The sequence below is a fragment of the Sphingomonas mali NBRC 15500 genome (genome assembly GCF_001598415.1).
Taxonomy (GTDB): domain Bacteria; phylum Pseudomonadota; class Alphaproteobacteria; order Sphingomonadales; family Sphingomonadaceae; genus Sphingomonas; species Sphingomonas mali.
The window spans coordinates 110873-125221 of sequence record NZ_BCYX01000004.1 but is presented as its reverse complement, the minus strand read 5'-3'; the positions used below and the strand labels follow the sequence as shown (position 1 = coordinate 125221).

Sequence of the window (14349 nt, the reverse complement as noted above, 5' to 3'; positions counted from 1 at the left end):
CGACGATGGCATGGATCGGCGAGCGTGATCTCGGCACCAAGGCGGTATCGGCGGCAGCGCCCGCAATGGTGACGCTCAGGATCGACGGGCAGGACGTGACGATGCCCGAAGGAACGTCGATCATGCGCGCCGCGGCGTTGGTCGGCACCGACATCCCCAAATTGTGCGCGACCGACACGCTCGAAGCGTTCGGTTCATGCCGCCTCTGCCTGGTCGAGATCGAAGGCCGAGCCGGCTATCCGGCCTCGTGCACCACGCCGGTCGCGGACGGCATGGTCGTGCGAACGCAGACCGATCGGCTGGCCAAGCTGCGGCGGGGGGTGATGGAGCTCTACATCTCCGACCATCCGCTCGATTGCCTTACCTGCTCGGCCAATGGCGATTGCGAATTGCAGGACCAGGCCGGCGCGGTCGGCCTGCGCGACGTCCGCTATGGCTATGAGGGCCTCAACCACCTCGTCGCCGAGAAGGACGAGAGCAACCCCTATTTCACCTTCGATCCCGCCAAATGCATCGTCTGCTCGCGCTGCGTGCGCGCCTGCGACGAGATCCAGGGGACGTTTGCCCTGACGATCGAGGGCAGCGGCTTCGCCTCGAAGGTCGCCGCCAGCCAGGACGACACTTTTCTGGCCTCGGAATGCGTGTCGTGCGGTGCCTGTGTACAGGCCTGTCCCACCTCCGCGCTGATCGAGAAATCGGTGATCGCCCAGGGAACACCCGACAAGGCGGTCGTCACGACCTGCGCCTATTGCGGAGTCGGCTGCACTTTCCGGGCTGAAATGCGCGGCGAGCAACTGGTGCGCATGGTGCCGTGGAAGGACGGCAAGGCCAATCACGGGCATAGCTGCGTCAAGGGGCGGTTCGCCTGGGGCTATGCCAATCACCGCGACCGGATCCTGAAGCCGATGATCCGCGCCTCGGTCGAGGATCCATGGCGCGAAGTGTCCTGGGACGAAGCGATCGCCCATACCGCCGGCGAGTTCCGGCGCATCCAGGCCAAATACGGCAAGGACAGCGTCGGCGGCATCACCTCGAGCCGCTGCACCAACGAAGAGACGTTCCTGGTTCAGAAATTGATCCGCCAGGGGTTCGGCAACAACAATGTCGATACCTGTGCGCGGGTCTGCCATTCTCCGACCGGCTATGGCCTCAAGACGACGTTCGGAACGTCGGCGGGGACGCAGGATTTCGACAGCGTCGCCCATGCCGACGTGATCATGGTGATCGGCGCCAATCCGACCGATGGCCATCCGGTATTCGCCAGCAGGATGAAGCAGCGGTTGCGCGAGGGCGCGAAGCTGATCGTGATCGACCCGCGGCGCATCGACCTCGTTCGCACGCCGCATGTCGCCGCGACGCACCACTTGCCGCTGCGTCCGGGCACCAATGTAGCGGTGCTGACCGCGATCGCGCATGTCGTCGTGACCGAGGGGCTTGCCGACGAGGCCTTTGTCCGTGAGCGGTGCGACTGGAGCGAGTTCGAGGATTGGGCTGCGTTCGTCGCGCAGCCCCAGCGCTCGCCCGAAGCGACCGAGGCGCTGACCGGCGTGCCGGCGGCCGACCTGCGCGCCGCTGCGCGGCTGTTCGCAACTGGCGGCAATGGTGCGATCTATTATGGCCTGGGCGTCACCGAGCACAGCCAAGGGTCGTCGACCGTCATGGCGATCGCCAATCTGGCGATGGCGACCGGCAATATTGGCCGCGAGGGCGTTGGCGTGAACCCGCTCCGTGGGCAGAACAACGTCCAGGGCGCGTGCGACATGGGCAGCTTTCCGCACGAATATTCGGGCTATCGTCACGTTTCCGACGCCGCGACACGCGCGATGTTCGAACGCGCCTGGGGTGTCACGCTCGACGCCGAGCCGGGGCTGCGCATTCCCAACATGCTCGACGCCGCGACCGATGGTACGTTCAAGGCATTGTTCATCCAGGGCGAGGACATCCTGCAATCGGACCCGAACACGCACCATGTCGCGGCAGGGCTCGCCGCGATGGAATGCGTCGTGGTGCAGGATTTGTTCCTCAACGAAACCGCCAATTACGCGCACGTCTTCCTGCCCGGATCGACCTTTCTCGAAAAGGACGGCACCTTCACCAATGCCGAGCGCCGGATCCAGCGCGTGCGCAAGGTGATGGCACCGCTCAATGGCTATGGCGATTGGGAAATCGTCCAGCTCGTGGCGAATGCGATCGGACTCGATTGGACCTACACCCATCCGTCCGAGATCATGGATGAGATCGCCGCCCTGACGCCGACGTTTGCCACGGTGAGTTATGAGGCGCTCGACCGGCTGGGATCGATGCAATGGCCGGCGACCGAGGCCGCGTCCGAAGGCACGCCCACCATGCACGTCGACCAATTCGTGCGCGGCAAGGGGCATTTCGTCGTCACCGACTATATCCCGACCGACGAGAAGACTGGGCCGCGTTTCCCGCTGCTGCTGACCACCGGCCGCATCCTCAGCCAGTATAATGTCGGTGCCCAGACGCGCCGCACCGACAATATTGCCTGGCATCCCGAGGACCGGCTTGAGATTCATCCGCACGACGCCGAGAATCGCGGCATCCGGGACGGCGACTGGGTCAGCCTGCGCAGCCGCGCGGGGGAGACGACGTTGCGCGCATTGATCACCGAACGCGTTGCGCCGGGCATAGTCTATACGACCTTCCATCATCCCGCGACCCAGGCCAACGTCATCACCACCGACTATTCGGACTGGGCGACCAATTGCCCGGAATACAAGGTGACGGCCGTTCAGGTGGCGATATCGAACGGGCCCAGCGACTGGCAGCAGACTTATCAGGCGCAAACCGAACGCTCGCGCCGCATCCTTCCCGAAGCGGCCGAGTGAGGCGCGGGCGATGTCGACCACCGACCACCTCGTCTACATGGCCAACCAGATCGCGCGCGAACTCGGCAGCCAGTGCCGCGACCGTCCAGTGACGGCGACCCGGGATCATCTCCGCCAATTCTGGGATCCCCGGATGCGTCAGGCGATCGTGGCGTATCTCGACGGTGGTGGGGAGCATCTGAGCGATACCGCACGGGACGCGGTTGCGCTGCTCCGCGAGACTGCGGAACGGGCCGATTGACCGGGACATCATCTGATCCTTTCCCGACCGCCGGCGTCTCCGCCATGCGCTTTCGGCGACATGCCGTCGACGGCGCGGGCGTCGGCGAGGTCGAGCGGGCTGTGGCCATCGAGCGGCCGCTGGCGCTCGAGTTCAACGGCATCGGCTATGCCGTGATGATGGCGACGCCGCTCGACATCGAGGATTTTGTCGTCGGGTTCGCGCTGAGCGAGCGGCTGATCGACCATGTCGGCCAGATCGAGGCGATCGACGTTCATACCGCGCCCAGCGGCGACGTGGTCCGCGCGTCGCTCGGGCCGTCACGCGCCGAGGCGTTGGTCGAGCGGGCGCGACATCGCGTGTCGGAATCGTCCTGCGGGCTTTGCGGCATCGAGAATCTCGAACAGGCGATCCGGCCGCTACCCAGGGTCAAAACGGTTTCGCGTGCCGCGCCCGACCAGATATTCGCCGCGCTGGCCGGGCTACGTGCCCGCCAGCCGCTTCATGAACAGACCGGCGCGGTCCATGCCGCCGCCTTGTGCGACGCGGACGGCGCCGTGATCGAGGTTCGCGAGGATGTCGGCCGCCACAATGCCTTCGACAAGCTGATCGGCGCGATGGCGCGATCCGGCCGAACCTGGGACGGCGGGTTCGCCTTGCTGTCGTCGCGCTGCTCCTACGATCTGGTCGAAAAAGCAGTCCTCGCGCAATGTCCGATGCTGGTCACGATTTCGGCGCCGACCGATCTCGCTTTGGCGCGCGCGGCCGATGCCGGGCTCCGGCTCGTCGTCCTCGCGCGCAGCGACGCGTTGCTCGAGCCGATACCGTGACCCGGCTGCTCGGCGTCATTCTCGCCGGTGGCCAGGCTCGCCGGTTCGGCGGCGACAAGGCGCTCGCGACGCTGTCCGGAATGGCCTTGCTCGACCATGCGGCCCAGGCATTGCGTTCAGTCACCGACGACATCGCCATCGTCGGACGCGATAGCCCGGGTCATGTCTCGATAGCGGACTGGCCGGCCGCCGGGCTTGGCCCGCTCGGCGGGTTGTGCGGCGCACTGCTTCATGCCCGGGATCGCCATTTCGATGCGGTCCTCTCGCTCCCTTGCGACACGCCCTCGCTTCCCGCCGGCCTGCTCGCCGACCTCGCCGGGCGTAGCGTGGCGAGCTTCGTCGCCGGTACGCCCGTGATCGGACTGTGGCCTTGCGCCTTAGCGGAGGCGTTGAGCGACTATCTCGACCGCGGTGGCAACCTGGCGGTCAGGGCTTGGGCAGAGGAGATTGGCGCCGAGGCGCTCGACGGCTGGCCGCCTATCCCGAACGTCAATCGGCCCGACGATCTGGCGCTGCTGCGTGGTATGTCGGGACAATGAATCGCATCGATTTCCCGGCGGCGCTCACCTGTATCGAGAATGCCGCCCAGCACCTGCCGGTCGAACCCGTGGCAATTGGGGCGGCGCTCGGCCGGATCATCGGCGTGGATGTCGTGGCGCGCGCCGATTATCCGCGGTTCGACTGTTCGGCGATGGACGGATTCGCGGTGGTGGCCGCCGATGCCGACGATGCGTCGTCTGACAGGCCGGTTCGTCTGGACCTGGTCGGCGAAAGCCGGGCCGGTGCGGCGGCGACTTTGGTGTCGGCGCCGGGCGCCTGCGCGATCAGCACGGGCGCGCCGATCGTCGCGCCATTCGACGCCGTGGTCGCCAAGGAGCGCGTCGTTCGTGAGCCTTCAGCCGTCGTGCTGACCGAGCCGGTCGGCCTCGGGAGGAACATTCGGCGCCGGGGCGAGGACGCGCGGCAAGGCGATGTCGTCGCCACCCGTGGCCAGTTGGTTACGCCCGAAGTCATTGGGGCGTTGTGCTGTTTTGGCGTACCCGGGATCGATGCAATCCGGCTGCCGCGCGTGGTCGTGCTGACGACGGGCGATGAATTGCGGCGGACAAACGGGACCGGCGAGCATTTCGTCCATGATTCGAACGGACCGATGATCGCCGCGATGACGCAACAGATCGGTCTTGCGCCGCATCTTATCACGCCGGCGCCCGACGAGCGCGGGGCGTTGGTGACGAGCATAGAGCAGGCCCTTGCCGCCGCGCCGGACCTGATCATCTCGACGGGTGGGATATCGGTCGGCGATCATGACCAGGTGCCCGCCGCGCTGCAGACGCTGGGCGCGACGATCCACTTTCGCGGCGTGGCGATGCGCCCCGGCAAGCCGGTACTCTTCGCCACCTTGCCCAGTGGCTGCCTGTATTTCGGATTGCCGGGAAATCCGGTTGCCGCCGCGGTTGGTGCTCGCTTCTTCGTGATTGCCGCGATCCGCGCGATGCTCGGTCTGCGGCGTGAGCGCGGATGCGCCGTCGCGATGGACGGTCCCGGCGGGGCGGACACTGTCGGTACCCGGATCCTCAAGGCGCGATGGCACCCCGGCCCGCCGCCGGCCGTCACCCTCGCGGCTGACCAGCGCTCGCATACCATGCGGCCCTTATTGGAGTGCAACAGCTGGGTCGTGCGGTCGGTCGATCCGAAGGGCGATCCCGTCTGGACCTGTTTCGCGATGACCCCGAGCTTCGTGGGCGATCAGGAAGTCGGACGTTCCCAGTAATCTGCCGGCCCGAAACTCGGGCCCAGCCATTCCCTTACTCGTGTATCCGCCGCAACAACTCGATCAGCATCCCCGTCTCGCCCGGCGTGAAGCGGTTCTTCAGCCATTGTTCGTGCTCCAGGATGCACGCGCGCGCCGCGATCAGGCCGTCATGGCCGGCTTCGGTCAGCTTCAGGGTCTGGCGCCGGCGATCGTCGGGGGAGGGGCCGCGCACTACGAATCCGCGCTTCTGCAAACGATTGATGATCGCCATCACGGTCGCACGGTCCATCTGCAGCCGCCGGCCGATATCCGCCTGGGCGATGCCCGGATGATCGTCGATCAGCCATAGCACAGAGACCTGTTTCTGGGTCAGGCCCAGGTCGCTGAACGTCTCGCTGAAATGGCGGTACACCGCGCCATAGGCCAGGCGGATGTGGAACCCGACGATCTGGTCGATGCCGCCGATGTCCCCATCGTCCGACGAGGGGGCGCTTTTGGCGGGAAACGATCTCAGCATTGCGCCAGCCTGCCCCTCGGGGGTGTTCAGGTCAACATCGCGGATTGAAAATAATGTTTGCCTTGCATACAATGCGGCGCAGATAACAGAGAGAGGATCGGCCGTGACGCATTTCCCCGACACGCCGTCGTTCACCGGTTTCAACACACCGTCGCGGATCGAGGCGGATATCGCCGATCTCGACGTGAAAGGCGCGGTTCCGGTCGAGCTCGACGGCGCTTTCTATCGCGTCCAGCCCGATCCCCAATTCGCGCCGCGCCTGGGCGACGACATCGCCTTTAACGGCGACGGCATGATCACGATGTTCCGCTTCCATGGCGGCCGCGTCGACTTCCGCCAGCGCTGGGCCAAGACCGACAAATGGCGGTTGGAGCACGATGCCGGCCATGCCTTGTTCGGCGCCTATCGCAATCCGCTGACCGACGACGACAGCGTTAAGGGCCGGATCCGCGGCACCGCCAACACCAATGCTTTCGTCTATGGCGGCAAGCTCTACGCGCTGAAGGAGGACAGTCCCGCGCTGGTGATGGACCCGGCGACGCTCGAGACCGAGGGTTACACCTGGTTCAACGGCGCGATGACCGGGCAGACCTTCACTGCGCATCCCAAGGTCGATCCGGCGACCGGCGACATGATCGCGTTCGGCTATGCCGCCAAGGGCGTGCTGACTCGCGACATGACCTATTATGTCGTGTCGCCCGACGGCGAGCTGAAACAGGAATTGTGGTTCGAGCTGCCTTATTACGCGATGATGCACGATTTCGCGATCACGCCCGATTACGCGCTGTTCCACGTCGTGCCCTCGACCTCGAATTGGGAGCGGCTCGAAAAGGGCATGCCGCATTTCGGCTTCGACACGACTTTGCCGGTCTATCTCGGCGTATTGCCGCGGCGGGCGGACGCGACGGCTGAGGACATACGCTGGTTCAGGCGCGACAATTGCTTTGCCAGCCATGTCATGAACGCGTTCCAGGACGGAACCAGGATTCATTTCGACACGCCCGAAGCGAAGAACAACATGTTCCCGTTCTTCCCCGACATCCACGGCGCACCGTTCAACCCGATGGAAGCGGCAAGCTTCCTGACCCGATGGACGGTCGATATGGCATCTAATTCCGACACGTTCGAAAGCGTCGAGCGACTGACCGGGATGATGGGCGAATTCCCCCGCATCGACGACCGCCGCACTGGACTGCCCTATCGCTATGGCTGGCTGCTGGTGATCGATCCGGCCAAGCCGGTCGAGCTCAAGGGCGGCAGCGCGGGGGGCATGATCATGAACACGCTCGGCCTGATCGATCACGAGACCGGGCGCGAACAGAAATGGTGGTGCGGTCCGGTTTCGTCGCTGCAGGAACCCTGCTTCATCCCCCGCGGGCCCGGTGCCGCGGAAGGTGACGGCTGGATCGTCCAGGTCTGCAACCGGCTCGAAGAGCATCGCTCGGACCTGTTGCTGTTCGACGCGCTCGACATCGAAAAGGGGCCGATCGCCGAAGTGCGCATCCCGATCCGGCTGCGCTTCGGCCTGCACGGCAATTGGGCGACCGCCGAGGAGATCGGGCTGGCCGAGGCGGCCTAGCCGAAGGTGATCCCGTGCGCGGCGAAAGCGGACGCACGGGAGCCGCCGACGTGGCGCCTCGGAAATCCCGCCGCTAGACCTTTTCCCCCGCCGCACGCGTTCGGTCGAGCAGCGAGGCCTGGTCGCGATTGACGCGCAGCGCGAGGATCACCAGCATGATGACGATCGGCGGCGCGACCCAATTGACCGAGAGGATCGCGGTGGCCAGGTCGCCATGCGTGGCGTCGCTCACCAATCCGACGGCATAGGGCCCGATGCCCAGGCCGATGATCGTCATCGCGAACAGATAGATGCTCGAGGTGATCCCCCGCATGCGCGGCAGCACCTGATCGTAGAGCACGGCATAAAGCGGCGGCATCCACATCGTCAGCACCAGGCTGTAGAAGGTGAAGCGGAGGTAGAAGGCACCCGCCGAGGGCGCGCGATAAACCCAGAAAGCGATCAGCGGCGACACGCCGAGCGCGAACAGCGTGACCCATACCCGCTCGCGCGGCCGGCCGCCGCTCAGCCGGTCCGACAATGGCCCGGCGATCAGCGGCCCGATCACGCCGAGCGCCGCCGCGAGCAACCCGAACTGGAGCCCGGTCGCACCCGGCGACAGGTGATAGGTCTTCATCAGGAATGAAGGGGTGAACCCCATCACGCCATAATTGACCACGCCCTGCAGCGCGCCGACCGCGATGCAAAGGATCACCGAGGGCGACGTCGCGATCGCCGCGAAGGCCGGCGGGTCGCTGCGGCGTATCGCCTGGAGCAGATTGGCGATGACGAAAATGCCGAAGCCGATCACGCTCCATTGCAGTACGTGCGGGCTGATCGCGACACCGCCGAGGATCAGCGGCGGCCGGGGCGAAAAGGCTTCGGCCCAGTGGATCGCGGCGACCATGCCGGCCACGATCAGCACCAGGATGCCGGCATTGACCAGCCAGTCGCGCCCGGTCGCTCGGCGCCGCGCCAGCGCGATCCAGTGGATTCCCGGCGTGATCGCGCCGAGCACGCCCAGGCTGGCGCCAAACGGATTGGGGTCGCGCGGCGTCGCGATGCCGTCGACCGCGCCGCGCTCGGGCTCGCGCACGCGCCACATCAGGGGCGCGATCAGCAGTCCCGGCAAGGCCGCGACGAGAAAGGCGAATTGCCAGCCGGCCAGCCCCAACGGCGCGCCGCCAGTCGGATAACGCCTGTGCCACCAATCGGCCGCGCCGCCGCCGATCACCAGCGACCCGCCCAATCCGATCGCGATCGCCGCGGCGAGGATGGCCATCACCGTCCCGCGGCGCCGGCGCGGGAAATAATCGTAGAGCAGGCTGGTACCGGCCGGCTGCGACGCGGCCTCGCCGATGCCCACGCCCAACCGCGACAGCATCAGCAGCAGGAAGCCGCCGGCGAACGCCGCCGTCCCGGTCGCGAGCGACCAGAAGAGGATGGCGATCGCCAACAGCCTGGTGCGGATCCAGCCATCCGCCAGCCGCCCGAGCGGCAGCGAGAACAACGCGTAGAACAGGGCGAACACCGTGCCGTACAACAACCCCATCTCGGCATCGCCGATCTTCAGGTCCGCTTTGATCGCCGGCGCCAGGATGGCAAGGATATTGCGGTCGAGCAGGCTGATCGCCTGGGTCGCGGCGACCAGCGCCAGCGCGTACCAGGCGCCGGGCAGCGGCCGGCTCGCACCCGCTCCCGTGTTCACAGCCCGAACACGCGTTCGGCGTTGGTCTGCATCAGCTTCTTCTTGGTAGCGTCGGGGATATCGAGCAGGTCGTGCGCGCGCACTTCGTCGGCGACATATTCGTAGGGGTAATCCATCGCGTACATCACGCGATTCTCGCCCATCACCTCGAGCATCAGCTTGATCGCGGGTGGGAAGGGCAGGCCGCTGGTGGTCGCCAGCACATTCTCGCGCAGGCACGCGACCATGCCCTTCTTGAGCGGCTTGAGCCGCTCGTACCGCTGCGAGGCGACGCCTGCCTTGTGCATGAAATCGATGCGGTAGAGCCAATAAGGTATCGCCTCGCCGCCATGGCCGACCGCGATCTGGAGGTCGGGATAGCGATCGAAGATGCCGGTGGTGATCAGCCGGAGCAGATGCATGCCGGTCTCCACCCCAAAGCCGAAGATCGCGCCATCCAGCCCGGCCTCGATCATCCCGCCGATCATCGCGTCCGGCAGGGTCTGGGGATGGATGTAGAGCGGCTGGCCGGTATCGGCGAGCGCGCGGAAGATCGGGTCGAATTGCGGCTCATCGAGATAATGGCCGTGGGTGTGGCTGTTGACCATCACGCCCTTGAAGCCAAGCTCGTTCGCGCCGCGCCGGATCTCCGCCGCCGACCATTCGGGATCCTGCGGCGCGATCGAGGTCATGCCGACGAACCGCGTCGGATAGGCGGCACAGCGTTCGGCGAGATAATCGTTGGCGCGCGACACCATCGCCTTGGCCTCGTCGGTGTCGAGCAGCGGCTGGACCCCTGGCGAGGTGAGCGACAGGATCGCGACGTCGATGCCGGTCGCGTCCATGTCGGCGATACGGCGCTCGCCGAGATCGAGCAGCCGCTCGATGATCAGCATCGCGCGCTCCGACGGCGACCGTGCGTAGAAACCCCATAGCGAGGTCATGCCCTTATCGGCGGTGCCGTCGCCGACCATGCGCAGATAGGCGTCGATCTGCTCGCGAGTGGCGAAGGCCTCTTCGGTCGCGATGCGGAGATAGCCGCGGTCGCCGCCGGTTCGTAGCTCATGAGTCATTGGTCGCTCCGTTCACCGCGTAAAAGAAAAAGGGGCGTGTTCCGGTCAGCCCTCGTGCACCGCTTTGGTCACCAGGCACGCCTCGACGCCCTCGGGACCGTCCTCGGCGCCATGGCCCGACCATTTGACGCCGCCGAACGGCGCGTCGGCACCGCCGATCATGGTCGTGTTGATGCCGACCATCCCGCTCTCGATCTCGCGCGCGAGGCGCCGCTGCCGCGCGGAATCGCGCGTCCAGGCATAAGCCGCGAGCCCATAGGGGAGGCGGTTCGCCTCCTCGATCATCGCTTCCTCGCCCGCGAACGGGTTGATCACGGCGACCGGGCCGAACGGCTCCTCGTTCATGATCGCGGCGTCGAGCGGGATGTCCGACAGCACGCTCGGCTGGTAGAAGAAGCCGCGATTGCCGATCCGTCCGCCCCCCGACAACAAAGTCGCGCCCCTGGCGGTCGCGTCGCCGATCAGACGCTCCATCGCGTCGGGGCGGCGCGGATTGGCCATCGGGCCCATCCGGGTCGCGGGATCCAGCCCGTCGCCGACGGTGATCTGCGCCGCACGTTCGGCGAAGCCGGTACGGAACCGGTCGTATACATCCTCCTGGACGATGAAGCGGGTGGGGGAGACGCAGACCTGGCCGGCATTGCGATATTTGGCGGCGACCATCGTATCGAGCACCTGATCGACATCGACGTCGTCGAACACCAGCACCGGGCCATGGCCGCCCAGCTCCATGGTGGTGCGCTTCATATCTTCGGCGGCCAGCTTCACGAGATGCTTGCCGATTGCGGTTGAGCCGGTGAAGCTCAGCTTGCGGATGACCGGCGAGCCGAGCAGGTGCCGCGACACTTCGTCGGGGACGCCGAACACTGCCTGCGCCACCTCACCGGGCAGGCCGGCGTCGAGCAGGCACTGCAGCACGCCGAGCGCCGAGGCTGGCGTTTCCTCGGCCGCCTTCAGGATCACCGAACATCCCGCCGCGATCGGCGCACCCAGCTTGCGGCCGGGATTGCCGATCGGGAAGTTCCATGGCGCGAACGCCGCGACCGGCCCGACCGGCTCCTTGCTGACCGTCGATCTTTGCCCCGCCGGACGAACCAGCGTCCGCCCATAGAGGCGGAAAACCTCCCCAGCATAGAAGTTGAACAGGCCGACATTCATCAGCACTTCGACCTTGGCCTCGGCCAGGGTCTTGCCCTGTTCGAGCACTGCGACGCGGGCGAGCTCGTCCTGGCGCTCGAGCATCAGCCGTGCCGCGCCCTGCAGCACGGCGGCGCGTTCGTGCGGGGTTGAATTGCGCCAGCGGCGGAAACCGCGCGCCGCGGCGTCGAGCGCACGGTCGAGGTCGGCTGCGTCGGCCAGCGGCAGTTCGGCGAGCGTCTCGCCGGTGGCCGGATTGACCACGCGATGCGTCCGCCGCGCGCCGCCCGAGACGCGCTCGCCGTCGATCACCATGCAAAGGTCGGGATAGGTCATCGGCGTCCTGTATGGTTGCAGTCGAGTCTCGGGCCCGCGTCAGCGAGCCAGAAACAATCCTAGACTGCCGGCTCCGCCGTCCTTGCCTGTGCGCGGTCGATGTCGCCCTGCCAGCGCTCGGCGACGATCTCCTTGCCGGTCACCGGATGCTTCATGTGGAAGGGCACGAGCTTGTGCGTCGGCCACAGCCAGCTGTCGGCGATCAGTTCGTCGGGGCCGGTCGGATCGGCGGGGAAGGTCTGGGTCGGGAAGGGGACATATTCGGGCCGCGTATTGGCCCAGCCGGTTTCGAAGTCGGCATGCCATTGCGGCAGGTAATTCAGCACCTTGATGCGCCAGACCCCATCGACCTTCTGATAGGTATTCTCGTAGATTCCGCCTTCCCACCATTGGCGTGCACCCATCATCGGGTTGCTGGGATCTGCATAATCCTTGTGCCGGCCGGCCTGCATCATCGAGCGCGCGCGGCCATAGGCGATCTCCCCGTCCGGCTCGACGTCGATAATGTCCTGAAGCTGCGGGTGATCGAGCAGGAACCCGTCGATCGGCCCGTTATTGCCGTGCGTGAAGCGCTTCTGGAACCGCTCGACATAGAGCCGGCGAATGCCTTCCTTGCCCTTCCACACGCCGCCGAAGAACCGCACTTCGCCATCGTTGGTGAACAGGTCGACCGTCTCGTTGTAGAGGCATTTGTCGATCAGGTAGCCATAGAGGTGCTGGAGCTTGCGGATATCGAGCTCGTCCTCGCGCTGCAGCAGGCGGCGAGACAATTGCTCGACGGCATTTTCGAGCTTCGCGATGCGATCGGCCTCGGACATCAATCTCTCCTAATTGTATGCTTTGCGTACAATGTGCGCTGCCCGCGCGAGCGAGTCAACTTCCCGCCGCTTCCAGCCGTTCGACTTCCTCGCGATAAGGTTTGATGGCCCTCACCATGCACAAGGTGGCGATCGGCAGGAGGATCGACGCGGTCAGCACCAGCGTCTTCCACAGCTGGGCTTCGTCTCCGATCACATAATCCTGCACCAAGCCGACAACGAAGCTGCCCATCGCGCCGAAGAAGGTGAACATGAACAGGTAAATCGCGGTGACCTGTCCGCGCATCGCATTGGGCGCGACGCGCTGGATCGCGGCATTCTGGGGCACTGCGCCGGCGATGCCGAACATCGCGCCGACGCTCATCACGCCGAGCGAGAGATAGCCGTTGGGCATCAGCGGCGACAGGATCGAACAGATCGTCACGCCGCCGAACAGGATCGCCGCGGCGCGCACATTGGCATCCTTGTGGCGCTTGGCCAGCCATTCGACCAGCACGCCGCCCAGCACCAGCCCGGCCAGCGAGGCGATCAGGATCATACCGCCCATCACCGCGCCGATCTGGCGTTCATCCCAGCCGAAGGTGCGGATCATGAACGGTACTCGCCAGAACTGAAGCCCGAACACCTCGATCGCGCTCAATGCGAGTCCGGCGAACAGCGGATAATAAACGCGCCCGCGGGCATGGATCGCGCGGATCGCATCGAGCCCGGTGAAGGTCAGCATGCGCCGGCCGAATGAAGCCTCGCGCGGCGGCTGTGGCGCATCCGGTGCGGGCGCGAGCCGCGGTGGCTCCTTCACCGTCAGGAACAACAGGGCGACGAGCAGGCCGGGCAGGCCGACCCAGATCATGATCCATTGCCAGGCGAAGATGCGGAGGCCGCCGAACTGGGTCGGCGCCCAATGCGCGGTCATCGCGATCAGCATCCCGCCGACGATCGGGCCCAAAGTGGTGCCGCCGATAAAGCCGAACTGCAGCAGCGCGAAGGCTCGGGTCAGCTTGCGCGGCGGAAACGCGTCGGCCAGCAGCGAATAGGAGGCCGGCGCATGCGCCGATCCGCCTGCCGCGAGGAAGACGCGCGAGCCGACGAACTGGAAGAAGTTCTGCGCCAGGCCACCCAGCGCGATGATCGATCCGATCACCGCCACGCCGCCCGCCAGCACGTATTTGCGCGGATAGATGTCGGCGAGCCGCGCTAGCGGGATGCCGACGAACAAATAGCAGATGATGCTGGCCGGGCCGCCCAGAAAGCCGAGTTGGGCATCGCTCAGGCCGAAATCGGTCTTGATCCGCTGCGCCAGCATGCCGAACACGACCTGGTCGAAAAAGGTCAGGAACGTCGCCAGCACGATCACCGTCAGCGCCCAATAAGCGCGCGGCGTCGAGGGCCAGATGCGCGAAGGATGCGGTGCGACTTCCGCTTCCTGTTCACCCGCCGTCATATCCGCGGTCGTCGCGATCCCGATCGCCATGGGCATTCCTCTCGCCGTCACGTGGGCCGCTCGCGGGCCCATCGTTTCCGCTTGGCAAATTGTACGTGTTAGATACAAAAGGCGAGACAAAAATGCG

General features: G+C 65.9%; 12 protein-coding genes. 6 read left to right on the top strand and 6 right to left on the bottom strand.

The window, feature by feature from the left end; genetic code table 11:
• Positions 1–5 precede the first annotated feature (5 nt).
• Genes fdhF through SMA01S_RS05495 form a run of 5 tightly spaced genes read left to right on the top strand, consistent with a single transcriptional unit; the run spans position 6 to position 5673 of the window.
• Complete coding sequence (fdhF, locus tag SMA01S_RS05515; protein WP_066818960.1) at positions 6–2852, top strand: formate dehydrogenase subunit alpha; 2847 nt, start codon at positions 6–8, stop codon at positions 2850–2852.
• 10 nt (positions 2853–2862) lie between these two features.
• The gene (locus SMA01S_RS05510; RefSeq protein WP_066818957.1) at positions 2863–3093 is read left to right on the top strand and encodes a formate dehydrogenase subunit delta; all 231 of its coding nucleotides are present in this window, start codon (positions 2863–2865) and stop codon (positions 3091–3093) included.
• Positions 3094–3137: 44 nt separating this feature from the next.
• Complete coding sequence (gene fdhD / locus SMA01S_RS05505) at positions 3138–3902, top strand: formate dehydrogenase accessory sulfurtransferase FdhD (protein ID WP_066818950.1); 765 nt, start codon at positions 3138–3140, stop codon at positions 3900–3902.
• Positions 3899–4441, top strand: coding sequence for a molybdenum cofactor guanylyltransferase (gene mobA / locus SMA01S_RS05500; RefSeq protein ID WP_066818948.1), 543 nt, complete (start codon positions 3899–3901; stop codon positions 4439–4441). Before fdhD ends, mobA begins: the two co-directional genes overlap by 4 nt.
• Positions 4438–5673, top strand: a complete 1236-nt coding sequence (locus SMA01S_RS05495) for a molybdopterin molybdotransferase MoeA (protein ID WP_066818944.1) — start codon at positions 4438–4440, stop codon at positions 5671–5673. Before mobA ends, SMA01S_RS05495 begins: the two co-directional genes overlap by 4 nt.
• A 34-nt stretch (positions 5674–5707) precedes the next feature.
• On the opposite strand, the gene SMA01S_RS05490 is transcribed toward SMA01S_RS05495, so the two are convergent.
• Positions 5708–6172, bottom strand: a complete 465-nt coding sequence (locus SMA01S_RS05490; RefSeq protein ID WP_066818941.1) for a Saro_0803 family transcriptional regulator — start codon at positions 6170–6172, stop codon at positions 5708–5710.
• Positions 6173–6275: 103 nt separating this feature from the next.
• Here SMA01S_RS05490 and SMA01S_RS05485 point away from each other — a divergent pair, with 103 nt between their 5' ends.
• Positions 6276–7751: a lignostilbene-alpha,beta-dioxygenase gene (locus tag SMA01S_RS05485; RefSeq protein WP_066818939.1), complete on the top strand. Its 1476-nt coding sequence runs from the start codon at positions 6276–6278 to the stop codon at positions 7749–7751.
• Between the two features lie 73 nt (positions 7752–7824).
• Here the strand turns inward: SMA01S_RS05485 and SMA01S_RS05480 are convergent, their stop codons facing one another.
• The 5 genes from SMA01S_RS05480 to SMA01S_RS05460 are packed head-to-tail and all read right to left on the bottom strand — an operon-like array spanning position 7825 to position 14252.
• On the bottom strand, positions 7825–9438 hold the full coding sequence (locus SMA01S_RS05480; RefSeq protein WP_066818937.1) for an MFS transporter: 1614 nt from the start codon (positions 9436–9438) through the stop codon (positions 7825–7827).
• On the bottom strand, positions 9435–10490 hold the full coding sequence (locus SMA01S_RS05475; RefSeq protein WP_066818935.1) for an amidohydrolase family protein: 1056 nt from the start codon (positions 10488–10490) through the stop codon (positions 9435–9437). The genes SMA01S_RS05480 and SMA01S_RS05475 overlap by 4 nt, the downstream gene beginning before the upstream one ends.
• A 45-nt stretch (positions 10491–10535) precedes the next feature.
• Complete coding sequence (locus tag SMA01S_RS05470) at positions 10536–11963, bottom strand: NAD-dependent succinate-semialdehyde dehydrogenase (protein WP_066818934.1); 1428 nt, start codon at positions 11961–11963, stop codon at positions 10536–10538.
• Positions 11964–12022: 59 nt separating this feature from the next.
• Positions 12023–12781 carry a nuclear transport factor 2 family protein gene (locus tag SMA01S_RS05465; RefSeq protein WP_066818933.1) on the bottom strand — a complete coding sequence of 253 codons (759 nt, stop codon included), beginning with the start codon at positions 12779–12781 and terminating at the stop codon, positions 12023–12025.
• A 55-nt stretch (positions 12782–12836) separates the two neighbouring features.
• The gene (locus SMA01S_RS05460; RefSeq protein ID WP_066819259.1) at positions 12837–14252 is read right to left on the bottom strand and encodes an MFS transporter; all 1416 of its coding nucleotides are present in this window, start codon (positions 14250–14252) and stop codon (positions 12837–12839) included.
• Between the last annotated feature and the right edge of the window lie 97 nt (positions 14253–14349).

What these genes read in the sequence shown, in the direction of transcription:
- fdhF (WP_066818960.1), top strand. Translation starts at nt 6, where the DNA reads ATGGCATGGATCGGCGAGCGTGATCTCGGCACCAAGGCGGTATCGGCG.
- SMA01S_RS05510 (WP_066818957.1), top strand. Translation starts at nt 2,863, where the DNA reads ATGTCGACCACCGACCACCTCGTCTACATGGCCAACCAGATCGCGCGC.
- fdhD (WP_066818950.1), top strand. Translation starts at nt 3,138, where the DNA reads ATGCGCTTTCGGCGACATGCCGTCGACGGCGCGGGCGTCGGCGAGGTC.
- SMA01S_RS05495 (WP_066818944.1), top strand. Translation starts at nt 4,438, where the DNA reads ATGAATCGCATCGATTTCCCGGCGGCGCTCACCTGTATCGAGAATGCC.
- SMA01S_RS05490 (WP_066818941.1), bottom strand. Translation starts at nt 6,172, where the DNA reads ATGCTGAGATCGTTTCCCGCCAAAAGCGCCCCCTCGTCGGACGATGGG.
- SMA01S_RS05475 (WP_066818935.1), bottom strand. Translation starts at nt 10,490, where the DNA reads ATGACTCATGAGCTACGAACCGGCGGCGACCGCGGCTATCTCCGCATC.
- SMA01S_RS05470 (WP_066818934.1), bottom strand. Translation starts at nt 11,963, where the DNA reads ATGACCTATCCCGACCTTTGCATGGTGATCGACGGCGAGCGCGTCTCG.
- SMA01S_RS05465 (WP_066818933.1), bottom strand. Translation starts at nt 12,781, where the DNA reads ATGTCCGAGGCCGATCGCATCGCGAAGCTCGAAAATGCCGTCGAGCAA.
- SMA01S_RS05460 (WP_066819259.1), bottom strand. Translation starts at nt 14,252, where the DNA reads ATGGCGATCGGGATCGCGACGACCGCGGATATGACGGCGGGTGAACAG.